The sequence below is a fragment of the Sphingomonas sp. OTU376 genome (assembly GCF_038440415.1).
Classification (GTDB): domain Bacteria; phylum Pseudomonadota; class Alphaproteobacteria; order Sphingomonadales; family Sphingomonadaceae; genus Sphingomonas; species Sphingomonas kyeonggiensis_A.
Genome location: NZ_JASATQ010000035.1, coordinates 1 through 24,127 on the forward strand (window position 1 = coordinate 1; position 24,127 = coordinate 24,127).

The 24,127-nt window shown below is 68.3% G+C and carries 18 protein-coding genes; 8 read left to right on the forward strand and 10 right to left on the reverse strand.

Going from position 1 to position 24,127, the window contains the following annotated elements:
- Positions 1-157: 157 nt before the first annotated feature.
- Both AAHM44_RS14855 and cueR read left to right on the forward strand, forming a co-directional pair.
- The gene (locus tag AAHM44_RS14855; protein ID WP_342250471.1) at positions 158-2,518 is read left to right on the forward strand and encodes a heavy metal translocating P-type ATPase; all 2,361 of its coding nucleotides are present in this window, start codon (positions 158-160) and stop codon (positions 2,516-2,518) included.
- 16 nt (positions 2,519-2,534) lie between these two features.
- Positions 2,535-2,924 (forward strand): Cu(I)-responsive transcriptional regulator, encoded by a 390-nt coding sequence (gene cueR / locus AAHM44_RS14860; RefSeq protein WP_342250472.1) that lies wholly within the window; start codon positions 2,535-2,537, stop codon positions 2,922-2,924.
- A gap of 67 nt (positions 2,925-2,991) precedes the next feature.
- Here the strand turns inward: cueR and copD are convergent, their stop codons facing one another.
- The 7 genes from copD to AAHM44_RS14895 form a co-directional block, all read right to left on the reverse strand.
- Positions 2,992-3,855 carry a copper homeostasis membrane protein CopD gene (gene copD, locus AAHM44_RS14865; protein ID WP_342250473.1) on the reverse strand — a complete coding sequence of 288 codons (864 nt, stop codon included), beginning with the start codon at positions 3,853-3,855 and terminating at the stop codon, positions 2,992-2,994.
- A gap of 4 nt (positions 3,856-3,859) precedes the next feature.
- Positions 3,860-4,234 (reverse strand): copper homeostasis periplasmic binding protein CopC, encoded by a 375-nt coding sequence (gene copC / locus AAHM44_RS14870; RefSeq protein WP_342250474.1) that lies wholly within the window; start codon positions 4,232-4,234, stop codon positions 3,860-3,862.
- A gap of 66 nt (positions 4,235-4,300) precedes the next feature.
- Positions 4,301-7,486: an efflux RND transporter permease subunit gene (locus tag AAHM44_RS14875; RefSeq protein ID WP_342250475.1), complete on the reverse strand. Its 3,186-nt coding sequence runs from the start codon at positions 7,484-7,486 to the stop codon at positions 4,301-4,303.
- Between the two features lie 2 nt (positions 7,487-7,488).
- The gene (locus AAHM44_RS14880) at positions 7,489-8,616 is read right to left on the reverse strand and encodes an efflux RND transporter periplasmic adaptor subunit (RefSeq protein ID WP_342250476.1); all 1,128 of its coding nucleotides are present in this window, start codon (positions 8,614-8,616) and stop codon (positions 7,489-7,491) included.
- A 54-nt stretch (positions 8,617-8,670) separates the two neighbouring features.
- The gene (locus AAHM44_RS14885) at positions 8,671-9,003 is read right to left on the reverse strand and encodes a hypothetical protein (RefSeq protein ID WP_342250477.1); all 333 of its coding nucleotides are present in this window, start codon (positions 9,001-9,003) and stop codon (positions 8,671-8,673) included.
- A 41-nt stretch (positions 9,004-9,044) separates the two neighbouring features.
- Entirely contained in the window at positions 9,045-9,965 is a 921-nt protein-coding gene (locus tag AAHM44_RS14890) for a FecR family protein (protein ID WP_269575493.1), read from the reverse strand.
- Positions 9,962-10,468: an RNA polymerase sigma factor gene (locus AAHM44_RS14895; RefSeq protein WP_342250478.1), complete on the reverse strand. Its 507-nt coding sequence runs from the start codon at positions 10,466-10,468 to the stop codon at positions 9,962-9,964. Before AAHM44_RS14895 ends, AAHM44_RS14890 begins: the two co-directional genes overlap by 4 nt.
- 211 nt (positions 10,469-10,679) lie before the next feature.
- Here AAHM44_RS14895 and AAHM44_RS14900 point away from each other — a divergent pair, with 211 nt between their 5' ends.
- From AAHM44_RS14900 to AAHM44_RS14910, 3 genes are read left to right on the forward strand one after another with little or no spacing between them, the layout of a single operon-like run.
- A complete protein-coding gene (locus AAHM44_RS14900; RefSeq protein ID WP_342250479.1) occupies positions 10,680-14,057 on the forward strand; it encodes a TonB-dependent receptor in 3,378 nt (1,125 codons plus the stop codon).
- The gene (gene ggt / locus AAHM44_RS14905) at positions 14,057-15,790 is read left to right on the forward strand and encodes a gamma-glutamyltransferase (protein WP_342250480.1); all 1,734 of its coding nucleotides are present in this window, start codon (positions 14,057-14,059) and stop codon (positions 15,788-15,790) included. Before AAHM44_RS14900 ends, ggt begins: the two co-directional genes overlap by 1 nt.
- 16 nt (positions 15,791-15,806) lie before the next feature.
- Positions 15,807-17,285: an amidohydrolase gene (locus AAHM44_RS14910; protein ID WP_342250481.1), complete on the forward strand. Its 1,479-nt coding sequence runs from the start codon at positions 15,807-15,809 to the stop codon at positions 17,283-17,285.
- 154 nt (positions 17,286-17,439) lie between these two features.
- Here AAHM44_RS14910 and AAHM44_RS14915 read toward each other — a convergent pair whose 3' ends face one another.
- The gene (locus tag AAHM44_RS14915) at positions 17,440-17,904 is read right to left on the reverse strand and encodes a YbaK/EbsC family protein (protein WP_342250482.1); all 465 of its coding nucleotides are present in this window, start codon (positions 17,902-17,904) and stop codon (positions 17,440-17,442) included.
- Positions 17,901-19,466, reverse strand: a complete 1,566-nt coding sequence (locus AAHM44_RS14920) for an MFS transporter (protein WP_269576465.1) — start codon at positions 19,464-19,466, stop codon at positions 17,901-17,903. The genes AAHM44_RS14915 and AAHM44_RS14920 overlap by 4 nt, the downstream gene beginning before the upstream one ends.
- 280 nt (positions 19,467-19,746) lie before the next feature.
- Between AAHM44_RS14920 and AAHM44_RS14925 the strand changes: the two genes are divergently transcribed.
- The 3 genes from AAHM44_RS14925 (at position 19,747) to hppD (ending at position 22,586) form a co-directional block, all read left to right on the forward strand.
- On the forward strand, positions 19,747-20,013 hold the full coding sequence (locus AAHM44_RS14925) for a DUF6356 family protein (protein ID WP_184165650.1): 267 nt from the start codon (positions 19,747-19,749) through the stop codon (positions 20,011-20,013).
- An 18-nt stretch (positions 20,014-20,031) separates the two neighbouring features.
- Positions 20,032-21,378: an FAD/NAD(P)-binding protein gene (locus tag AAHM44_RS14930; protein ID WP_269575499.1), complete on the forward strand. Its 1,347-nt coding sequence runs from the start codon at positions 20,032-20,034 to the stop codon at positions 21,376-21,378.
- A 170-nt stretch (positions 21,379-21,548) separates the two neighbouring features.
- The gene (gene hppD / locus AAHM44_RS14935) at positions 21,549-22,586 is read left to right on the forward strand and encodes a 4-hydroxyphenylpyruvate dioxygenase (RefSeq protein WP_184165644.1); all 1,038 of its coding nucleotides are present in this window, start codon (positions 21,549-21,551) and stop codon (positions 22,584-22,586) included.
- Positions 22,587-22,770: 184 nt separating this feature from the next.
- On the opposite strand, the gene AAHM44_RS14940 is transcribed toward hppD, so the two are convergent.
- Positions 22,771-24,114, reverse strand: a complete 1,344-nt coding sequence (locus AAHM44_RS14940) for a dicarboxylate/amino acid:cation symporter (RefSeq protein WP_342250483.1) — start codon at positions 24,112-24,114, stop codon at positions 22,771-22,773.
- Positions 24,115-24,127: the final 13 nt, after the last annotated feature.

The following is a 24,127-nucleotide window of genomic DNA, read 5'->3' on the forward strand; positions in this document are numbered from 1 at the left end:
CCCCGCCCCCGCTCTCCCACCCCCCCGCCGGCCTCCCCCCCGGCCCCCCCCCCCCCCCCCCGGGGAAGCGAAGTACGCGTCGCATGACTCCCCCAAAACCACCCCTTGACCCTGACATGATGTCAACCTCTACATAGCCCGGCATCGGAGGATCGTCATGCCAAGCCACACCCACCACGATGCCAGCCACGACCATCAGCACCACGCCTGTTGCGGCAGCGCCCACGCCCAGGCCGACACCGTGAAGGACCCGGTCTGCGGCATGACCGTCGATCCCGAAACCACCCCGCACCACGCTTTCCACCACGACGCGGAATTCCATTTCTGCAGCGCCGGCTGCCGCTCGAAGTTCCTCGCCGATCCCGAGCGCTACCTTTCTCCCCAACCGCAACCGGAAGCCCCGGCCGGCACGATCTACACCTGCCCGATGCACCCCGAGATCCGCCAGGTCGGCCCCGGCTCCTGCCCGATCTGCGGCATGGCGCTCGAGCCGGAGACGATCACGCTCGACAGCGGCCCCAATCCCGAGCTGGCCGACATGACCCGGCGCTTCTGGTTCGGCCTCGCGCTCGCCCTCCCCGTCTTCGTCCTCGAAATGGGCGGCCATTTGTTCGGCCTGACCATGGCGATCGGCCAGCAGCTGTCCAACTGGATCCAGTTCGCCCTCGCCACTCCGGTCGTGCTCTGGGCGGGCTGGCCCTTCTTCGAGCGCGGCTGGGCCTCGCTCCGCACGCGCAACCTCAACATGTTCACCCTGATCGCGATGGGGGTGAGCGTCGCCTATGCCTATAGCGTCGTGGCGGTGCTGGCCCCCGGCATCTTCCCCGACGCGTTCCGCGGGCATGATGGCGCCGTCCCGGTCTATTTCGAGGCCGCCGCGGTCATCACCGTCCTCGTCCTGCTCGGCCAGGTGCTGGAACTGCGCGCCCGCGACCGCACCTCGGGCGCGATCAAGGCTTTGCTCGATCTCGCCCCGCGCACCGCGCGCCGCCTCCGCGACGATGGCAGCGACGAGGAAGTCACGCTCGACCTGATCCAGGTCGGCGACCGGCTCCGCGTCCGCCCCGGCGAGAAGGTGCCGGTCGATGGCGAACTGCTCGAAGGCCGCGTCGCGATCGATGAATCGCTGGTCACCGGCGAGTCGATGCCCGTCACCAAGGAGCCCGGCGCCCAGATTATCGCAGGCTCGCTCAACACCACCGGCGCCTTCGTCATGCGCGCCGACAAGGTGGGTGCCGACACCCTCCTCGCCCGCATCGTCCAGATGGTCGCCGAGGCGCAGCGCAGCCGCGCGCCGATCCAGCGCATGGCCGACAAGGTCTCGGCCTGGTTCGTCCCCACCGTCATCGCCGTAGCCCTCGCCGCCGCGCTCGCCTGGGCGCTGGTCGGCCCCGAGCCGCGCTTCGCCTATGCGCTGGTCGCCGCCGTCTCGGTCCTCATCATCGCCTGCCCCTGCGCGCTCGGTCTCGCCACCCCGATGTCGATCATGGTCGGCGTCGGTCGCGGCGCCCAGGCCGGCGTACTCATCAAGAATGCCGAAGCGCTGGAGCGGTTCGAGAAGATCGACACGCTGATCGTCGACAAGACCGGCACCCTCACCGAAGGCCGCCCGGCAGTCACGCTGGTCCGCCCCGCCCCCGGCCAGGACGAAGCCGAGCTGCTCCGCCTCGCCGCCAGCGTCGAGCGCGCCAGCCAGCATCCGCTCGGCGAAGCGATCGTTCGCGCCGCCGCCGATCGCGGGCTGGCGCTCGCCGAAGTCACCGATTTCGACGCCCCGATCGGTCGCGGCGTAACCGGCACGATCGAGGGCCGCGCGCTCCTGCTCGGCGGCCCGCGCCTGATGCGCGAGAATGGCGTCGACCTCGCCACCCTCGCCGATCCGGCCGAAGCGCTGCGCGGCGAAGGCGGCACCGCGATCTTCGTGGTGATCGACGGAGCGCTCGCCGGCCTCATCGGCGTCTCCGATCCGATCAAGGCCAGCACCCCCGAAGCGGTCCGCGCCCTCAAGGCCGAGGGCATCCGCGTCGTCATGCTGACCGGCGACAACCGCACCACCGCGCTGGCGGTAGCGGCAAGGATCGGCATCGACGAGGTCGAGGCCGAAGTCCTGCCCGAGGACAAGGCGGCAGTCGTCCAGAAGCTGCGGGCGGAAGGCCGCGCCGTCGCGATGGCCGGCGACGGCGTGAACGACGCCCCCGCGCTCGCCGCCGCCGAAGTCGGCGTGGCGATGGGCGCAGGTTCGGACGTCGCGATCGAGAGCGCGGGGGTTACCCTGCTTCAGGGCGACCTGAACGGTCTGGTCCGCGCCCGCCGCCTGTCGCGCGCGGTGATGCGCAACATCCGCCAGAACCTCGTGTTCGCCTTCGCGTACAATGTCGCGGGCGTGCCGATCGCGGCGGGGCTGCTCTATCCGTTCACCGGCATCCTGCTCTCGCCGGCGATCGCGGCGCTGGCGATGGCGCTCTCTTCCGTGAGCGTCATCAGCAACGCGCTCCGTCTCCGTCTGGTCCATTTGTAACGCGAAGGAGTGCACGATGAACATCGGCCAGGCCGCGCAGGCCAGCGGCGTCTCCCAGCGGATGATCCGCCACTATGAGAAGATCGGCCTGATCCCGGCGGCTTCGCGCCGGGAAAGCGGCTATCGGGACTATTCGGACGCCGATGTTCACAGGCTCCGTTTCATCGCCAATGCCCGTGATCTCGGCTTCCCGATCGACGAGATCGGAAAGCTGCTCGATCTGTGGAACGACCGCGCCCGCTCCAGCGCCGAGGTCAAGGCGCTGGCCACTGCCCGGGCGGAAGAGCTGCGCCGCAAGGCCGAGGCGCTCGAGGCGATGCGCCGCACATTGCTCGACCTGGCCGGCCGCTGCCACGGCGACGCCCGGCCCGATTGCCCGATCCTGGAGTCGCTGGCACGGGGCTAGGCTTCTTAGCGGTTCCCCGGCTTCGCCGGGGAACTGAAAAGGCGAATGTCGTTGCACCCTTGTGCAACTATCCGAGACCAAAGGGATCAAGAGTGCCAACCCAGCCGACGATCAGGAGTATGCTCGCCCCGATCCCGGCCTCAACCGCCAGGCTGGCCCGCAAGCGCCCCAATGCCCTCCCTGCATCCCCCTCTGCCATGGCCCTCTCGAACCCCGGCACCAGCCGCCAGCGGTTGGCGGCGGCCAGCCCCAGCATAAGGCCGAACAGCGCAACCTTAGCCAATATCAGGCTTCCATAGAGAACGCCCGGAAGCGCCCCTCCGGTAACCCCGATCAGGTTGACGATCCCGGTCACGATCAGCACTCCGACCACCGCCGTTCCGATGCCGGAGAAACCCCGCAACACCCTGTGCAGGCGCCATAAATCCGCCGCTTCCCTGGGCCGCCACGCAAGCCAGACCATGGCGATCAGCGCGCCGATCCAGATGCCGGCAGCCAGCAGATGCGCGATGTCGGCCCCGAGCTGCAACCAGCTCCCCGCCGCCCCGTGCCCGCCCCAGGCCAGGCTCGCCAGCGCGACCCCGCCCAAGGGCAAGCCTCCCCGCCCATGCAGCAGGACCACGGCCAGCGCAGCCACCCGCACCAGCCACGCCGTCCCCCCGCTCATCCCGAACAGCACCGCCCCCAGCACCTCGCGGTCCGGAGCCAGCAACCCGGTCCCTCCAAGGCTCGCCACCAGCACCCCCAGCCCCAGCAGGGAGAGCCCCAGCCCCAGCCCCGCGGTCAGCCGGAACAGCGTCCGGAACGGCACCACCGCCCCCGAAACCCACTCGTCCCGGCGCAGGGCGTGGAGGGCGAAGGCCCCCAGCCCGAACAGCGCCATCAGGTCGAGATAGAGCAGGAAGCGAACCGAGATGGCGAGCGCTTCCAAGGGCTTAGCGGACCTTGAATTCGATCGCGCCTTCCACCTTGTGGGTGTCGGCGGAAACGACCTGATAGCTCAGCCTGTAGCTCCCCGCCGCCAGCGGCCGGGCAAAGGTGACGATCAGGCTCTTGCCGTCCGGCCCGATCGCCACCCGGCCCTGCATCGGCATCGCCGGGTGGTCGGCCATGCCAGGCATCGCGGTCATTGCCAGCTGCGCGGTCGAGAGCCGGGCGACCAGCACCTCGGAGAAGGACAGCTCCACCTTGGCCAGCGGCTTGACGGTGGCGTTGGCCGCCGGGGTCGAGGCGAGCAGCTTGGGATGGGCAAGCGCCGGCGCCGCGACGATCAGGATGGTGGCGGCAAGGGCGGAAATCAGGCTACGCATCTAGGGGTCTCCAGCCAGCGGCACCAGCGCCGCCACGATCCCTTACGCAGCCCGGCCGCCGCCCCCTCATGTCGCCTCGCTCGCCCTTGGCCGTCCGAAGCGCGCATAGAGCGTCGGCAGCACGAACAGGGTGAGCAAGGTCGCCGAGATCAACCCGCCGATCACCACCGTCGCCACCGGCTTCTGCACCTCCGCCCCCGCGCCATGCCCCAGCGCCATCGGCACGAAGCCCAGGCTGGCGACCAGTGCGGTCATCACCACCGGCCGCAGCCGCTGCATCGCCCCGGCCCGTGCCGCCTCGACCCGGTCCATGCCGGAGCGGACCAGGTCCTGGATCGAGGAGACCATCACCAGCCCGTTGAGCACCGCGATGCCGGACAGTGCGATGAACCCCACCGCCGCCGAGATCGAGAAGTCCATGCCCCGCAGCGCCAACGCCAGCGCACCGCCGACCAGCGCCAGCGGCACGCCGGTGAACACGATTCCCGCATCCCGGATCGATCCCAGCGCGCCGTAGAGCAACAGCAGGATCAGCGCGAAACAGGCCGGCACGACCAGCGCCAGCCTCTGGCTCGCGGCAGCCAGGTTCTCGAATTGCCCGCCCCATTCCAGATAGTTGCCGGGGGGCAACCGCACTTCGCGCGCCACTTCTGCCTGGGCATCGGCCACCACGCCGCCGACATCGCGCCCGCGCACATTGGCCTGCACCACCACCCGGCGCTTGCCATTCTCGCGGCTGATCTGGTTGGGCCCGTCGACCACCGCGAGTTCGGCAACGCTGGACAGCGGCACGAACCCGCCTGCGGCCACCGGCACAGGCACCTGCCGCAGCGCCTCGAAGTCGCCGCGCTGTTCCTCGGACAGGCGCAGCACCACCGGGAAGCGGCGATCGCCCTCGAAGATCATCCCCGCCTCGCGCCCGCCCAGCGTCACCTCGATCGTGTCCTGCACATCCTGCGCGGTGACGCCGAGCCGCGCCATCGCATCGCGATTGACCCTGATGTCGAGCATCGGCAGCCCGCCGGTCTGCTCCACCTTCACATCGGTCGCTCCCCGGGTCTGGCGCAGGATCGCCGCGATGCGCTCGGCGGTCGCGTTCATCGCCGGGAAATCGTCGCCGAATACCTTCACCGCGATGTCGCCGCGGACCCCGGCGATCAACTCGTTGAAGCGCATCTGGATCGGCTGGGTGATCTCATAGGCATTGCCCGGGATCTTCGCGAGCTGCCCCTCCAGCCGCTCGACCAGCGCCTCCTTGGAGAGGCCAGGATCGGGCCATTGGTCACGCGGCTTGAGGATCACGAACATGTCGGTGGCGTTGGGCGGCATCGGATCGGAGGCGAGCTCCGCCGTGCCGGTCTTGGAGAAGGCGAACTTCACTTCCGGCTGGCGCGCGACCAGCCGCTCGATCGGCACCTGCATAGCCTGGCTCTGCTGCACCGAAGTCGCCGGGATGCGCAGCGCCTGGATCAGCAGATCGCCTTCATCCAGCTGCGGCAGGAACACCTGGCCGAGTGAAATAAAGGCCAGCGCCGCCACGCCCAGACTGGCCAGCGCCGCACCGATGGTGATGCGGGGATGTGCCATCGCCCGGCCCAGCCCCGGCTGATAGCGTCGGCGCAGCCAGCCAAGGATCCGACCTTCCTTCTCCTCCACCCGCTTCGACAGCCAGATCGCAATCGCAGCCGGCACGAAGGTGAGCGATAGGATGAAGGCGCAGGCGAGCGCGATCAGCACGGTCAGCGCCATCGGGACGAAGGTCTTGCCCTCCACCCCGCTCAGGGTGAGCAACGGCACATAGACGAGCATGATGATCGCCTGACCATAGACCGAGGGGCGGATCATCTCGCGTGCCGCCTCGGAGACGGTCTCGAGCCGCTCGCTCTCCAGCAGCGGCCGCCCGGCATCATGCTGGCGCTCGGCCAGCCGGCGCAACGTATTCTCGACGATGATCACCGCGCCATCGACTATCAGGCCGAAGTCGAGCGCCCCCAGGCTCATCAGGTTCGCCGACACACCGACGCGCAGCATGCCGAAGCCTGTCAGCATCATCGTCACCGGGATCACCGCCGCCGCGATCAGCGCCGCGCGGAAATTGCCCAGCAGCAGGAACAGCACCGCGATCACCAGCAGCGCGCCCTCGCCCAGGTTGCGTCCCACCGTCTGGATCGTCGCGTTGACCAGCGCGGTGCGATCCAGCACCGGCTGGACGACGACGTCGGGCGGCAGCGAGGCATTGATCGCCCCGAGCTTGTCCGACACCGCAGTCGCCACGGTCCGGCTGTTCTCGCCGATCCGCATGATCGCGGTGCCGACCACGACCTCGGTGCCGTTCTCCGACGCCGATCCCATCCGCACCGCCTGCCCGGTCCGCACGCTCGCGACCTGTTCGAGCGTGATCGGTACGCCGCTACGGCTCGCGACCACGACCCGGGCGAGTTCCGCGGCATTGCGGATCCGGGCATCGGCGCGCACCGCCAGCCCCTCGCCGTTCCGGTCGATCGAGCCGCCGCCGCTGCTGAGGTTGTTGCGCTCGATCGCGGTCGCGAGGTCGGTCAGCGTCAGCCCGAGCGAGGCAAGCTTCGCCACGTCCGGCACGACCAGATATTGCCGGGCATAGCCGCCGATCGAGTCGATCCCGGCAAGGCCCGGCACGTTCTTGAGCAAGGGCGCCACGATCCAGTCCTGCGCGGTCCGCAGATAGGTCGCCTTCTCGGTCTCGCTGGCCAGCCGCTCGCCCTCCGGGGTGATGTAACTGCCGTCGGGCTGCATGCCGGGCTCGCCGGGCTTGTGGGTATCTTCCTTGCGGTGATCGAGCCGGACGGTCCACATATAGACCTCGCCCAGCCCGGTCGCGATCGGCCCCATCTCGGGCCGCACGCCGGGCGGCAAGGCATCGTCGATACCGCCCAGCCGCTCGTTCACCTGGGCGCGGGCGAAATAGATGTCGGTCGCGTCGGAGAAGACCGCGGTGACCTGGGCAAAGCCGTTGCGGTTGAGCGAGCGGGTATATTCGAGGCCGGGAATGCCTGCGAGCGCGGTCTCGATCGGAAAGGCAACCTGCTTCTCGACCAGCTCGGTGGAGAGCGCCGGCGCGCGAACGTTGATCTGGACCTGGTTGTTGGTGATGTCCGGCACCGCGTCGATCGGCAAGCGGTACAAAGCGGAGGCGCCGACGATCGCGGCGATGGCGGTGAGCAGGACGACAAGCCAGCGCTTGTCGACCGCCCAGCTGGTGATGCGGGCGATCATGCTCAGTCCTCGTGGCTCGCTTCGCCCTTGCCGAGTTCGGCCTTGAGCGTGAAGGTATTGGTCGTCGCGACCCGGTCGTCGCCGGAGATCCCCGAAAGGATCGCGACCATCGCCCCGTCGCGGGCGCCCAGCGTGACCGGCACCACCCGGAAACCCTGCGCGGTCCGGACGAACAGCACAGGCCGGTTCTCGAGCGTCTGCACCGCAGTGGCAGGGACCATCAGCGGCGCATTGCCCGCCCCACCGACAGCGATCCGCGCCTGCACCGGCTCGCCGACACGCCACTGGCCGCGCCGGTTGTCGAGATCGGCGACCACGCGCACCAGCCGCGTCTGCGGATCGAGCGCCGGCGAGACCAGGCGCACCCGCGCCACCGCCATCCGCCCCGCGCCGGTCACTTCCATCGTCTCACCGGGACGAACGCGCGCGGCATCGGCGGCGGCGATCGACAGGGCCACATTCAGGCGATCGAGCGCCGCGATGCGGAACAGCTCGGTCTCGGCCGCGTCGGCGGCGAAGACCTGGCCCAGCGACGCGGTGCGAGCCACCACCCGCCCCGAGATCGGAGCGGTGATGACGATGCGGTTGAGCGAACCGCCTCGCACGCCCGAGGCGGCAACCCGCTGACGGGCAAGCCGCAGGTCGGTCGCCGCCTGTTCATGCGCGGCCTTCGATATCTCGACTTCGCGCAGCGGGCGGAAGCCCCGCGCATAGAGCGCCTCGTCGCGTGCCAGCGTGGCGCTGGCAAGGGTCAGGCGGCTGCGCGCCTTCTCTACCTCGGCCTGCAGGTTCGCCGCCTCGCGGCTCTCGATCACCGCCAGCACGTCGCCGCGCCGCACCGGATCGCCGATGTTGCGGGTGAGCGAGACGACGCGCCCCTCGAGCGGCGCCGCCACAACGCGGGTGGCATCGGGATCGCTCTCGATCAGCGCGGGCGCCTCGATCGCCGCGCCAGCGCCGGCGCGATCGGGCCGGGCAAGGGTGATGTTGGCCGCCGCGATCTGTTCGGCGGTAAGCGTTATTGCGCCGTCGGCATGCGCCTCGGCGGCTTCCTTCTCGGGCTCGGGCGCGGGCTTGCCGCAGCCGGCAACGAGCGTCGCGACGCAAAGCGCCGCTGCAATTCGGTTCATTCTCGAAAACTCCTGACAGGGACAGACGCGCCGCACGGGCGCGGGCAGTCGCTGTCAGGCGATGGGTGGCCGAAGCGGCGTATCGGTCATCCGCGCGACCAGCACGGCGGTCACAGCCGGGCGCAGCATGCCCAATGGGCGGTATGCAACCGGTGCCGCGGGCATCTTCGCGGAGGCCGCAAGATCATGGCCGTGGCAGATCGAATGGTGGTGCGGCGTATCCTTGTCCGGATCGCTCTGCACTTCATCGGCATCGCCCGGCGCGTGCCAGGCCGCCATTTCCGCCGTCGACACTCCCCCGTCCCGCGCCTCGGTCGCATGCGCAATCGACGTCAGGCTGGTGAGCACCAGCATCAGACAGGCCAGGAAGGGCAGCAACGCGCGCATCGCCGCCCCATATCACATCGACGCGCCGGCGTAAGGCCCGATCAGGGCTCGCGCGGCTCGACCGCGACTGCGCCGGGATTGGCGACCAGGTCGCGGATCGCCGCAGTGTCGCCCTGGTTGATCACGCCATAGACGCGCACCGATCCAGCCCTGGGATCGGTCAGCACCAGCCGGTCGCGCGAATAGCGGTTCACTTCCTCGATCACTTCGCGCAGCGGCTCGCCCTGGAAGACCAGCCGGCCCCGCGTCCAGGCAACCGCGCTGTCCGCGTCGATGTCGGCTGCCTGGCGGATGAAGCCGGTATCGCCGCTCGTCCCCTTGGCAATGCCGAAGGACAGCCGCTCACCCTTGTGCGCCAGTTTCTCGATCGGCTCGGCGGCGCCCGGCCGGCCAGGCTCGGACAGGGCGACCCGCACCACGCCCTCGACCACCGTCACCTCGGCTTCGCGCCTGCCGACACTGACATCGAACATCGTGCCGACCGCGATCACCTCGCCGTGTCGTGTCTCGACCACGAAAGGGCGGCTCTTGTCATGCGCGACCTTGAACAGCGCCTCGCCCGCAACCAGCCGCAAGCGGCGTTCCTTCGCGATATAGGCGACGTCTACCCGGCTGTCGGCCGCGAGCGTCACCACCGACCCGTCGCTGAACGCGATGCGGCGACGCTCGGCATGGCCGGTCGCGATGCTCTGCACCGTCTCGTGGGTGGGCTGCGGATGCGTCATCCAGAGCGTTCCGCCGAACGCGAGCAGCACCGCGACGCTCGCCGCGATCGCCCGGCCGATCCACACCGGCCGCTGGCGCACCGGCACCGGCACGGGGCCGGGCCGCTCGAAATCGCCGAGCCAGTTCCAGAACTCGGATGCCTCCGCGCGGTCCGCCGGATGGAGATCACCTTCGCGCCCATCCAGGAACGCCTCGAAGACCGCGGGGGCGCGCTTGCCGAGATCGCGCTCGCTCATGCTCCGCGCTCCATAAGATGCGCAAGCCGATCGTAGAGATGCGCGACCGCGTGATTGAGGTGCTTCTGCACCATGCGCGGCGAGATGCCGAGCTCGCGCGCGATCTCGCCGGTGCCGCGCTCGTCGAAGCGGCGCATCACGAACACCTCGCGGCAGCGCGGCGACAATTCCGCCAGCGCCCCCTCGAGCGCGGACTGGAGATCGGCCACCCGGCGGCGATCCTCCTGCACCGGACGCACCGGCGGGTGGATCTCCGGCCCCAGCGGCACCACCGGCAGCGCGCGGCGGTGGCGATCGGCGATCAGGTTCGCGGCGATGCGGAACAGATAGGCCTGCGGCTCGTCAACCGTCCGCTCGCGCGCGCTGGCGACCAGCCGGGCGCAGGCTTCCTGCACCAGGTCTTCGACCTCGGAGGGATTGTCGATCCGACGCGCGACGAATGCCCGCAGCGCGGCACGATAGGCGTCGAACGCGCCTTCCTCGCCCTGCGGGACCCGCTGCATTTCCGATCGTCCGGCGGACAATTCCGCGCCTCCCCCATTTGCGCGAATGCGCGCTTTCCTCCTGCCATGACGCGCCATTATCGCAAAGGCGAACCGTCCAAGTGCGCAACACTCGAAAAAAATTGATCCGTTCTGGTTCGCGTGTGTGTCGCACCAGCGTCATAAACCGTGATTGCCGCGTCCAGGCATCGATTCAGGGGGGTCGATAATCATGAACACACGCCAGTTGCTTCTCGCCACCGTTGCCGTTTTCGCCGCGGTTCCCGCCGGCGCCCAGGCCCGCGAGACGCTGCGCCACGAAATCCATTTCGCCGGCGGTCGCCTCGATACCGCGCTGATGCAGGTCGCGCAGCAGACCGGCGTGCAGCTGGTCTTCACCGATCCCGCCATCGCGCGCCTCAAGGCGCCGCGCCTCGATGGCCGCTACACGGTGGGTGACGCACTCGAGCTGCTGCTCGCCAACAGCCGCTACACCTATCGCTTCACCGGCCCGAACAGCGTGCGCGTGATGCCGCGCAGCGACGTGCCCGCCACTGCCCGGCCGGTCGCGCTGTATCAGGACGCGCCCACGCCCACGCCGAGCGGGGACCAGCAGGCCTCGGCCGAGACCAGCGCGGTCGAGCAGGCCGTCAATGGCGACGGTCCGCCCCCAGCCGAGATCGTCGTGGTCGGCTCGCAGATCCGCGGCAGCAAGGTGACCGCCGCCCTGCCCGTCACCGTGGTTGACGAAGCCCAGATCGGCGCGACGGGCGCCACCTCGGGCGACGAGCTGTTCCGCTCGATCCCGCAGCTCGGCGATGTCAGCTTCAACAGCTCCTACCTGCCGAACAGCTCGAACTCGGCGCGCGGCGATGTCGGCTCGATCAACCTGCGCAACCTCGGCGTCGGCAACACGCTGGTGCTGCTCAACGGCCGCCGCGTCGTGAACCACCCGACCAGCCGTGCCGACGACAATCTCGTGCCGGTGCTCACCGTCAACACCAATGCCATCCCAGTCTTCGGCCTCGAGCGGATGGAAGTGCTGCGCGACGGCGCCGCAGCCATCTACGGATCGGACGCGGTCGCCGGCGTGGTCAACACCGTGCTCAAGACCGACTACAACGGCGTCGAACTCGAAGGCCAGGTCGGCTGGGGAGAAGGCTCGCAGCTGTTCGAGACCAACACCCATCTGCTCGCCGGGCGCAACCTCGGCGATCGCGGCAACATCACCCTGTTCGCCAGCTACGACAAGCGCCAGGGCGTGATGGCGAACGACTTCGACTATACCCGCACCAACGACCTGCGCGCGCTGTTCGCCGATACGCGCTTCGCCGGATCGACCTCGCTCGACGGCCGCTCGACGATCACGCCCTGGGGCTCGTTCCAGACCGTCGGCAACGTCGTCGTCCGCCAGGGCACGACCGCGCTCACCAACACCTCGGGTCAGTTCCACATCCAGCCGACCAGCTTCACCGGCTGCCCGGCGGGCAATGCCGGCATCATCAACGGCACCAACTGCGTCGCCACCGGCACCAGCTCGACGGCCGGCATCCGCGAACTGCGCTTCGACGCGCCGCTTGCCTTCAACACCAACGTCACGCCGAACATCCGCCGCATCAACCTGTTCATTAACGGGCATTACGAGCTGGGCGGCGGCGTCGAGCTGTTCGGCGAGGCTGGCTATTACAACGGCAAGAGCAACAGCACCCAGGCCTCGACCGGCACGCTGTCCTCCGGCCCGCTGACCATCGCCGCCAATGCCTATTACAATCCCTTCGGCCCCACCGGCAGCGCGAACCGCCTGCCCGGCATCAACGCCGCAGCCGCAGGCCAGGCGATCACCCTGTCGAGCTACAATTTCGCCGATGTCGGCCCGAACCATGTCGACGTGCTCAATACCCAGTTCCGCCTGCTCGGCGGCGTGCGCTTCGACGTGCTGGGCCTGCAGTGGGAAAGCGCGGCGGTCTATTCGGAAGCGCGGGTACGGGATACCTCCGACGGCATCAGCCAGACCCTGCTCCAGCGCCAGATCAACCTGACCACGCCGGACGCGTACAACCCGTTCAACGGCAGCGGCCTCACCCCGCCGAGCGGTTCGGACAATGTGCCGAGCAGCCTGGCCGCGATCAACGCGGTCAAGGTGAAGACTACCCGCATCAGCAAGTCGACGCTGGCGATGTGGGACATCAAGGGCTCGACCACCAACCTGATCAGCTTGCCCGGCGGCAATGTCGGCATGGCGATCGGCGGCGAAGTGCGCCGCGAGACCCAGAATGACGACCGCGACGGGCGTGTCGACGGCACGATCCAGTTCACCGACTCGATCACCGGCGCGGTCAACGGCTCCGACCTGATCGGCACCAGCCCCTCGCCAGACACGAGCGGCCGCCGCACCGTCGCCGCGGCCTATATGGAACTGGCGGTGCCGGTGATCTCGCCGGACATGCACATCCCGCTGATCCGCAACATCGAGCTCCAGCTCGCCGGCCGCTTCGAGCATTATTCGGATGTCGGCTCGGTCGCCAAGCCCAAGATCGCCGCAGCCTGGGACATCGTCCGCGGCATCCGCGTGCGCGGCTCCTATGCCGAGGGCTTCAAAGCGCCGAACCTCGAGCAGATCAACGCCACCCTGGTCACCCGCTCGAATACCCGCACCGACTATGTCCGCTGCGAGGCGCAGCTGCGCACCGGTGCGATCTCCAGCTTCGCCAATTGCTCGCAGGGCTTCGCCACCACCGCGCGGCGCTCGGGCAATCCGGACCTGAAGCCCGAACAGTCCAAGACCTGGACCGTCGGCGTGGTGCTGGAGCCGCATTTCCTCGATTCCGCGATCGGCCGGATGACCTTCACCGCCGATTACTGGCATGTCGACCAGAAGGGGATCGTCGGCCTGTTCGGCGAGGGCAATGCGCTGATCAACGACTATCTTCTGCGCGTGCAGGGCTCGAGCGATCCGAACGTGATCCGCGCCGCGCCCACGGCGGAGGACAATGCGCTGTTCGCCGGTTCGGGCCTCGCCCCCGTCGGCCGCGTGCTCTATGTCAACGACAAGTACGTCAACCTGCTGCCGCAGGAAGTCGCCGGCGTCGACCTGGGCTTCAACTGGCGCCTGCCGGACTTCGGCGCGGGCAAGATCAGCCTCAACGCCAATGCCGCCTATCTCGACAAGTTCTTCCTCGAGCCTTCGCCGCCGATCCAGAACCTGATCGCCGCGCGTACCGCGGGGACGATCAACGCCGGCACCAACATCGCCGATGCCGGCGATCTCGTCCGCCAGAACGGCAAGCCGCGCTGGAAGGTCACCGGCTCGATTACCTGGGAGAAGGGTCCGTTCCAGATCGGCGGCTTCACCCAGTACACCAGCGACGTCGATGATACCGGCCTGCTCGATTCCGCCGGCGCCGCCTGGCTGATCGAGGACCGGATGACCTTCAACCTCTACGGCCAGGTCACGGTGGGCAAGCGCAGCGATGGCGGCCGCTACCGGCTGCGCATCGGCGTGCGCAACCTCACCAACGAGGCGCCGCCGCTCAGCTCGGGCGGCTTCCTCGGCTCGCTCTACAGCCCCTATGGCCGCTACTGGTACGCCAACATGCGGGCGAGCTTCTGATGCGGATCGCCCTGATCCTCGCGCTGGCGTCGCTCGCGACGCCGGCCTTCGCCCAGGAAGCCCCGGAGGCGCCCGCCACGCAGCGCGTCTCTGGCGGCGACATCGTCGCCTATGACCAGATCCACAAGCCGGTGATCGGGCGCGGCGGCATGGTCGTCAGCCAGAACCGGATCGCTGCCGATGTCGGCGCGGCGATCCTGCGCAAGGGCGGCAATGCGGTGGATGCCGCGATCGCCACTGCCTTCGCGCTCGCCGTCACCCTGCCGCGCGCCGGCAATGTCGGCGGCGGCGGCTATATGCTGATCCACATGGCGGCGAAGGACGGCAAGCCCGCCCAGACGATCGCGATCGACTATTATGGCCAGGCATCGCGCAACACGACGCCCGACCTGCTGCTCGGCGCGAACGGCAAGTTCGATGCCGCCAAGGGCTATTCGATGAAGGGGGTCGCGATCCCCGGCACCGTCGCGGGCCTGTGGGAAGCGCATAAGCGCTTCGGTTCACTGCCCTGGGGCACGCTGATCGCCCCGGCGATCGCCATGGCCCGCGACGGCGTGATCCTGTCCGACGACGAAGCGCAAGCAAACGCCGACCAGAAGAAGGCGATGCATGACGACGCGGCCGCCCTCGCCGTCTTCTTCAAGCCCGACGGCAGCGCCTATGCCCCCGGCGAGCGCTGGAAGCAGCCCGAGCTCGCCGCGACGCTGCAGCTGATCGCCGCCAGGGGCCGCGACGGCTTCTACACCGGCGCCATCGCCCGGAAGATCGCCGCGGGCATGAAGGCCGGCGGCGGCGTGATCGACGAACAGGACCTCGCCGCCTATCAGCCGGTGATCTCCGAGCCGATCTGGTCGAGCTATCGCGGCATGCCGATCGCGTACATGCCACCCACTGCCTCGGGCGTGAGCGTCGCCGAGGCGATGAACATCCTCGAGCGCTTCCCGGTGCGCGAGCAGCGCTGGGGCAGCGTCGCGAACCTCCATCTCCTCGCCGAGACGCTCAAGATCGTCTGGGCGGACCGCAAGCTGATCGGCGGCGGCCCGGACTGGCGTACGCCGGCCAGGGGCCTGGCGAGCAAGGAATATGCCGCCGAGCGCGCCAGGCTGATCCAGCCGGGCGCGTCGCTCGACGCGAAGACATTGCCGGACGGCAATCCCTATCCGTTCGAGAGCAAGGACACGACGCACTTCTCGGTGGTCGACGCCGGCGGCAACGCGGTGAGCAACACCTACACCCTCTCCGCCTCCTATGGCGCGCATGTCGTGGCACCCGGCACCGGCATCCTGCTAAACAACTCGCTCGGCAACCTCGCCTGGGGCCGCAATGGCCCGGACAGCAAGGCGACCCAGCCGGTGCCGGGCAAGCGCGTCGGCTCCACGATCACCCCGATGATCGTGTTCAAGGACGACAGGCCCTGGCTGGTCACCGGCACGCCGGGCGGCGGCTACATCATCGCGACGATGGTGCAGATGCTCTCCAACGTCATCGATCACCGCCTCAACGTCGCCGAAGCCGCCGAGCGTCCGCGCATCAACCAGTCGGGCGGCGACGGCCCGATCGAGCTGGAGGAAGGCTTCTCGCCGGACATCATTCCCCTGCTCGAGGCAAAGGGGCACAAGGTGCGCAGCTCGAACACCATGGGATCGGTCCAGTCGATCATGGTCGAAGGCGACAAGTTCCTGGGGTCGGCCGACACGCGCCGTCCCGACGCCGCGGCTGTTGGCGCGAAATAAGGGGAGAATGCAGGACATGAAGATCAGGACCGCGCTGCTGCTGGCGAGCATGTTCGCGCCGCTTTCCGCCCAAGCCCAGGCCGTACCCGAGGCGCAGCGCGGCGCGATCCTGTCGGGCATCGACAAGCGCGCGCCCGATCTCGAGAGCACCGCCAGGGCGATCTGGGGCTGGTCCGAAGTCGGCTACCAGGAAACCAAGTCCTCCGCCCTGCTCCAGGCACGGCTGAAAAAGGCGGGCTTCACCGTCACCCCCGGCGTCGCCGGCATGCCGACCGCGTTCGTCGCCAGCTTCAAGCAGGGCAGCGGCCCGGTGATCGGCATCCTCGCCGAATATGACGCGCTGCCCGGCCTCGCCCAGACCAATGCCCCCACCAAGACCTCGATTGCCGGCAAGGCCGCCGGCCATGGCTGCGGCCACAATCTGTTCGGCGCCGCCAGCGTCGAGGCGGCGATCGCGATCCGGGAATGGATGATCGCCAACAAGGTCCAGGGCGAACTGCGCGTCTATGGCTCGCCGGCCGAGGAAGGCGGCTCGGGCAAGGTCTATCTGGTCCGCGCCGGCCTGTTCGACGATGTCTCGGCGGTGCTCCACTGGCACCCCGGCGACGCCAATGGGGTGTCGACCGGCAAGAGCATGGCCAACATCTCGGGCAAGTTCCGCTTCCACGGGGTCAGCGCCCATGCCGCCGCCTCGCCCGACAAGGGCCGCTCCGCGCTCGACGGCGTCGAGGTGATGGACGTCGCGGTGAACTTCATGCGCGAGCACATCCCCTCGTCCACGCGCATCCACAACATCATCACCGCCGGCGGCGAAGCCCCGAACGTCGTCCCCGACTTCGCCGAGAGCTATTATTATGTCCGCAACGTCGATCCGCTGATCGTCCGCGACGTGTGGGGCCGCGTGGTCAAGGCCGCCGAGGGCTCGGCGATGGCGACCGGCACCACGGTCGATTACGAGATCACCGGCGGTGTCTATTCGATGCTCGCGAGCGAGACGCTCGCCAAGGTGATGAGCAGCAACCTCAACGCGGTCGGCGGCGAGACCTGGACACCCGAGGAGATCGCCTGGGCGACCGAGCTGCAGAAGAGCCTGCCGACGCAGAAGTCGCTCGACTCGGTGAAGCAGACCAGCTCGCGCGAGCGCGGCCCGGACGGCGGCGGCTCGACCGACGTGTCCGACATCAGCTGGACCGTGCCGACGATCGGCCTCAGCACCGCGACCTGGGTGCCCGGCACCCCGGCGCACAGCTGGCAGGCGGTCGCCGCCTCGGGCTCGTCGATCGGCATCAAGGGCGCCACCGTCGCCGCCAAGACGATCGCGCTCACCGGCGCGGACCTGTTCCTGTCGCCCGAGGTTCTGAAGGAAGCCCGGGCAGAGCTCGACAAGGCGCGCGGCCCGGACTTCAAGTACAACGCGCTGCTCGGCACGCGTACGCCCGCGCTCGACTATCGCAAGCCGACCCCGGCCTGGGAGGGGTCGACCAAGTCGAAATAGCGGCGCGCTTCAAGAAAGCTGTTCCCCGGCGAAGGCCGGGCCCCAGTTGCAATGCCGTCCGAGAGATTCCTGAGCCAAACCAGGTTCGCCGAGACTGGGCCCCTGCCTTCGCCGGGGAACAGCGACGCCTTGTCTCACAAACTCTGAACCGGCCTCAGGCCAACTTGCAGACATCCACCCAGCGCTGCGAGACCAGCCCGGCCAGCCGCTCGGGCTCGACTTCCACCGACGCGGTGCGCGATCCGGCAGCCGGGAACACCGTGTCGAACCCGCGGATCGACACGTCGCAATAGACCGGCAGCGGCGTCGCCAGTCCGAAGGGGCAGACGCCGCCCACCGGATGCCCGGTCAACACCTCCGCCTCTTCGGCGCCAAGCATCGAGGCCCTGCCGCCGAACTCGGCCTTGGTCTTCGGATTGTCGAGCCGGGCGTCGCCGCGGGCGACGACGAGCAGCACGCCCTCACCCACCCGCAGCGCCAGCGTCTTGGCGATGCGCCCGGGCTCCACCCCGAGCGTCGCCGCCGCTTCCGCCACCGTTGCGGTGCTTGCCGATTGCTCGATCAGGCTGAGATCGGGCGCATGCTCGGCAAGCCACGTGCGTACGGTTTCTACGGTCAATCCTCGATCTTCTTCCTGAACGTCTCGGGGAGCAGCAACAGGCCGAGGATGAAGGTGCAGGCCGCAGCCACCACCGGGTACCAGAGCCCGTAATAGATGTCCCCGGTCGCCGCGACCATCGCGAAGGCCGTCGCCGGCAGGAAGCCGCCGAACCAGCCATTGCCCAGGTGATAGGGCAGCGACATCGAAGTGTAGCGGATCCGGCTGGGGAACAGCTCGACCAGCATGCCGGCGATCGGGCCGTAGACCATCGTCACCAGCAGCACGAGCGCGAACAGGATCGCGATCACCATCGGCTTGTTGATCCGGGCGTCATCCGCCTTGGCCGGATAGCCAGCGGCCTTCAGTGCCGCGCTGAGCCGCGCGGAATAGGTCTTCAGGTCGCCCGCCGCTGTCGTCGCTCCACCGATGCTGACTTCGCCCGAGCCATAAGCCTCAGTGCTATAGGGAACACCGGCCTTGGCAAGCGTCGACTTGGCGATGTCGCAGCCGGTCTTGTCGAACTTGTTCTTGCCGATCGGATCGAACTGTACCGAGCAGGTCGCGAGATCGGCATAGACCGTCACCGGCGCCTTGGCCTGCGCTTCCGCCAGCGCCGGGTTCGCCGCCTGGGTCAGCGCGTGGAACAGCGGGAAATAGCTGATCGAGGCGAGCAGGCAGCCCGCCAGGATGATCGGCTTGCGCCCGATCTTGTCCGAGAGCCAGCCGAAGAACACGAAGAACGGCGTACCCAGCGCCAGCGCCACGGCGATCAGCACGTTCGCCGTCATCCCGTCGACCTTGAGCGTCTTCTCGAGGAAGAACAGCGCGTAGAACTGCCCCGTGTACCAGACCACCGCCTGGCCGACGACCGCGCCGAACAGCGCGATGAGGACGATGCGCAAATTGCCCCAGCGCAGGAACGCCTCGGTCAGCGGCGCCTTGGAGACGTTGCCGGTCGCCTTCATCCGGGCATAGACCGGGCTCTCGTTGAGCTGCAGCCGCACCCAGAGCGACACGCCGAGCAGCAGGATCGAAGCGAGGAACGGCACACGCCAGCCCCAGCTCGCAAAGGCTTCCTCGCCCAGCCAGGAACGCGTGCCGATCACCACCAGCAGCGAGGCGAACAGGCCGAGCGTCGCCGTGGTTTGGATCCAGCTGGTATAGAGGCCGCGCTTATGGTTGGGTGCATGCTCGGCGACATAGGTGGCGGCACCGCCATATTGGCCGCCCAGCGCCAGGCCCTGCAGCACGCGCAGCGTCACCAGCAGGATCGGCGCGGCCACGCCGGCGGTCGCGAAATTGGGAAGCAGGCCCACCGCGAAGGTCGATCCGCCCATGATTCCCATGGTGACGAGGAAGGTATTCTTGCGCCCGACCAGGTCGCCGATCCGCCCGAAAACCAGCGCGCCGAACGGCCGCACCGCGAAGCCTGCAGCAAAGGCGGCAAGCGCGAAGATGAAGGCGGTGGTATCGTTCACCCCGGCGAAGAACTGCGCCGAGATCGTCGTCGCCAGCAGGCCGTAGAGGTAGAAGTCGTACCACTCGAACACGGTGCCCAGCGACGATGCCGCGATCACCATCTTCTCGTTCTTCGTGGCTGTGTGATGATCGCCCTCGGGCGCCGACGGGGTGTCGGACGTCAGATCCTGGCTCAAGCTATCTTCCCCTTATTTGTTAGCGCTAACCAACCACAGTCCTGCCGTGGTTGGAACCCCCGTCGCTTCGCGCGCTCTTTGGCACGCCTGACAGACAGGTTCGGCGAAGCGCCTCTCAGGGGCAAGCTTTTTTCCGTGGATAGCCCAGCTTGTGATCGCAAAAGCTGTACTTCACAGCTTCGCCGCAGCGCGGTAGAGTCCGCCCATGTTCGAGCGCTTTTTCCTCTCCCACCCGCGCGCCGTCGGCGAGACCTATGGCGAGCATGCCGCAACCGCTGCACGATTCGGCTTCACCATGATCGTCGGTGGCGCTGCCTGCGTCGTCCATTCGATCTTCCCGTCGCTGTTCGCCCGTACCGCCAGCGACGCCGTGAAGCGGCTCTATGCGCAGATGATGGCGCGCCAGCCGGGCATGAACGCCAAGCCGCTCGCGCATCAGCAGCCCGAGTGGCAGATCGAATACGAAATCTGAGCGGGGGGACCGCCTGACATGATCGAGCACGTCGCCATTATCGGCGCGGGCTTTTCGGGTACGTTGCAGGCGATCAACCTGCTCCGCCACGAAGGCCCCCGCGCAACCCTGATCGAACGCGCACCGGTGGCCGGCCTCGGCCTCGCCTATGGCGCCGCGCATCCCAGCCATGTGCTGAACGTCCGCGCCGCCAATATGAGCGCCTTTCCGGACGATCCCTCGCACTTCGTCCGCTGGCTCGAAGCGCGCGGCGTCGAGAATGCGGCGACCGCCTTCATCCCCCGCGTCACCTATGGCGAATATCTGCGCGAGCTGCTCGATGCCGCGCTGCTCGACCATCCCGACCGGCTCAGGCTGGTGCGCGATGAGGTCGACGACCTGGAATTCGCCGATGGCGTGACCGTGCGCCTCAAGGGCCAGACGATCGAAGCCGATGCCGCCGTGCTCGCGGTCGGCAACCTGCCCCCGCACGATCCGCCCGGCCTCGATCCCGAAGCGCTGTCGGGCAGCCGCTACAAGGGCGATCCTTGGGACGCGAGCGTGCCGGAGGGTCTCGGCCCCGACGATACCGTGCTGGTGATCGGCACCGGCCTGACGATGATCGACGTCGTCCTGCTGCTCGATGCGCGCGGCTTCCAGGGCAAGATCGTCGCCCTCTCCCGCCGCGGCCTGCTCCCGCGCAGCCATGCCCCGGGCAGCGATTGGAAGAAGCTGCAGGAACGCCCCGCCACCACCGCCTCGCGCCTGCTCCAGGCCGTCCGCAACCGCGGCGAGGAGATCGGCTGGCGCAACGCGGTCGATGAGCTGCGCCCCTTCACCCAGGCGATGTGGGGCAATGCCAGCGAAGCCGAGCGCGGCCGCTTCCTGCGCCATCTCCGCCCCTGGTGGGACGTGCATCGCCACCGTCTCGCGCCCGAGGTCTATGCCCGGCTGATGGCAGTGATCGAGCGCGGCCAGCTCGAGGTGATCGCCGGCAAGACGCTCGGCTTCGAGGAGAAGCCCGAAGGCATCGAGGTCACGCTGCGCCGCCGCGGTGCCGATGCGGCCGAGACCATGACGGTCCAGCGCATCATCAACTGCACCGGCCCGCTGGGCGATCTCAACCGCACCGAGGAGCCGCTGCTCCAGAAGCTCGCGGCGCGCGGCATGATCCGCCCGGATGCGGCGCATCTCGGCATCGATGTCGACAACCAGGGCCAGACGATCAACGCCGCTGGGGGCCCCAACGGCAATCTCTACGCGCTCGGCCCGATGACCCGCGGCGCCTTCTGGGAAATCGTCGCGGTGCCCGATATCCGCACCCAGACCTGGAGCGTCGCCCGGCGGCTCTCCAACGCACACTGGGTCGGCGGCGAAGGGCTGTAACACTCCGTCATCCCGGCGAAAGCCGGGATCTCGTGCGGCTCTTTTCCTGTGACTTCGCCTGAGATCCCGGCTTTCGCCGGGATGACGGCTGTTTGCACCGAGCAACTAGTATCAATTGACACTACCTCCACATCGGACTAGCGCACGCCCATAATCTTGGAGCGTGCCCCATGACCGATCCTGCAAATCCGCTCGGCCTCAACGGCTTCGAATTCGTCGAATTCACCTCGCCCGATCCCGAGGCGATGGGGAAGCAGTTCGAGCAGCTCGGCTTCGTGCCGACGCATCGGCACCCGACCAAGAACATCACCCGCTACAAGCAGGGCCGCATCAACCTGATGCTCAACCGCGACGAGGCCGGCCGCGTGGCGGCGTTCCGCGGCGAGCACGGCCCCTCGGCCAGCGCGATGGCCTTCCGCGTCGCCGATCCGGCCAAGGCGATGGAGTGGGCGCTCGCGCACGGCGCCAAGCCGACCGAGGAAGACGACACCGTCATCCAGGGCATCGGCGGCTCGTACCTCTATTTCATCCAGGACGGCACCGATCTCTATGCTGACTGGGCGGCGTTCGATGGCTGGGAAGCCGCCGAGGCCGAGAACAATGTCGGGCTCGACCTGCTCGATCACCTCACCCACAATGTCCGCCGCGGCCAGATGCGGGTGTGGTCGGAGTTCTACAAGACGCTCTTCGCCTTCGAGGAGCAGAAGTATTTCGACATCAAGGGTCAGGCGACCGGCCTGTTCAGCCAGGCGATGATCGCCCCCGACAAGGCGATCCGCATCCCGCTCAACGAGAGCCAGGACGACAAGAGCCAGATCGAGGAGTTCATCCGCGAGTATAAGGGCGAAGGCATCCAGCACCTCGCGCTGACCACCCCGGACATCTTCGACACGGTCGAGCGGCTGCGCGCCCGCGGCGTCAAGCTGCAGGACACGATCGAGACCTATTACGAGCTGGTCGACAAGCGCGTCCCCGGCCATGGCGAGGACCTTGAGCGCCTGCGCAAGAACCGCATCCTGATCGACGGCAATGTCGGCGACGAGGGCATCCTGCTCCAGATCTTCACCGAGAACATGTTCGGCCCGATCTTCTTCGAAATTATTCAAAGAAAGGGCAATGAAGGCTTCGGCAACGGCAACTTCCAGGCGCTGTTCGAATCCATCGAGCTAGACCAGATCCGCCGCGGCGTAATCAAGGTCGACGCCTGAACGCTTTCTTCACACAGGCACGCGAAAACGGCCGCGATTGCGTAGCCGCATTCCGTAGCGTAATGCGCCGGCCTGAGTGAACCATTTCATGCCACCCGCGTTAGGGTGGACGGAAGTTTGGAGAGGGAGACCGGGGGGAGCGACGCTTGTAGCGTAACGCGCTGCTCCACCCCGGCCACAACCTTCAGGCAAAGGCGGGCTCGCCCCGCACTTCGTCCCCGGCCCCTTCCCGGAACCGCGCTTCGTCGAGCAGTCCTTCGCGCTTGGCGACGATCACCGGCACCAGCATCTGCCCCGCCACATTGGTCGCGGTCCGGCCCATGTCGAGGATCGGGTCGATGGCGAGCAACAGCCCCACCCCGTCCAGCGGCAGGCCGAGCGTCGACAGGGTCAGCGTCAGCATCACCGTCGCGCCGGTCAGGCCCGCGGTCGCGGCCGAGCCCAGCACCGATACGATCGCGATCAGCGCATAATGCTCCAGCCCAAGCGGGATGCCGTAGAATTGCGCGACGAAGATCGCCGAGATCGCCGGATAGATCGCCGCGCAGCCGTCCATCTTGGTGGTGGCACCCAGCGGCACGGCGAAGGCGGCATAGGCCCGCGGCACGCCCAGCGCGCGCTCGGTGATCTCCTCGGTAACCGGCAGGGTGCCGACAGAGGAGCGCGAGACGAAGCCGAGCTGGATCGCCGGCCAGGCCGAGGCGAAGAAGCGCAGCGGGCTCAGGCCATGCGCGAACAGCAGCACCGGGTAGACGACCAGCAGCACCAGCGCGAGACCGAGATAGACCGCGCCCGCATAGGTGCCGAGCGCCGCCAGCGACTCCCAGCCATAGCGGACCACCGCGTCGCCGATCAGCGCGGCGGTGCCGATCGGGGTCAGCCGGATCACCCAGCGCAGCAGCAGCCTGAACACGGAGAGCGCCGAGGCGTTGAAGTCGAGGAAGCGATGCCCCGCCTCGCCCGCCTTCACCGCCGCCGCGCCGATCGCGACCGCCAGCACGATGATCTGGAGCACGTTGAACGAAAGCCCGGTGGTCGCGCCGCCGTCATTCAGCTTGGTCGAAGCGGCGATCCCCAGGAAATTGGCCGGCACCAGCCCCTTGAGGAAGTCCAGCCAGCTGCCCGTGCTCGAAGGCGCGACGGCAGCGGCAGCCGCCACCGCGCTATGATGCCCTGGCTGGAGCACCAACCCCAAGGTGATGCCGATCGCCACCGCGATGCCCGCGGTGATCGCGAACCACAGCAAGGTTCGCACCACCAGCCGCGCGGCATTGTTGAGATCACGCAGCGCCGCGATCGACGCGACGATGGCGGTGAACACCAGCGGCGGCACCAGCACCTTGAGCAGCTGCACGAAAATCTGCCCGATCGTCTGCAGCGCCTGAGCCAGGCCATTGGCCGTCTCGGCGTCGCCGCCGATCGAGCGCGCCGCCAGCCCGAGCGCCAGCCCGGCAACCATGCCGATCGCAACCTGCACGCCGAAGCTCGGTAGGCGCCGCGGGGGTGCGGCTGCGCTGGTGGTGGCCATTGGTTACGACTCC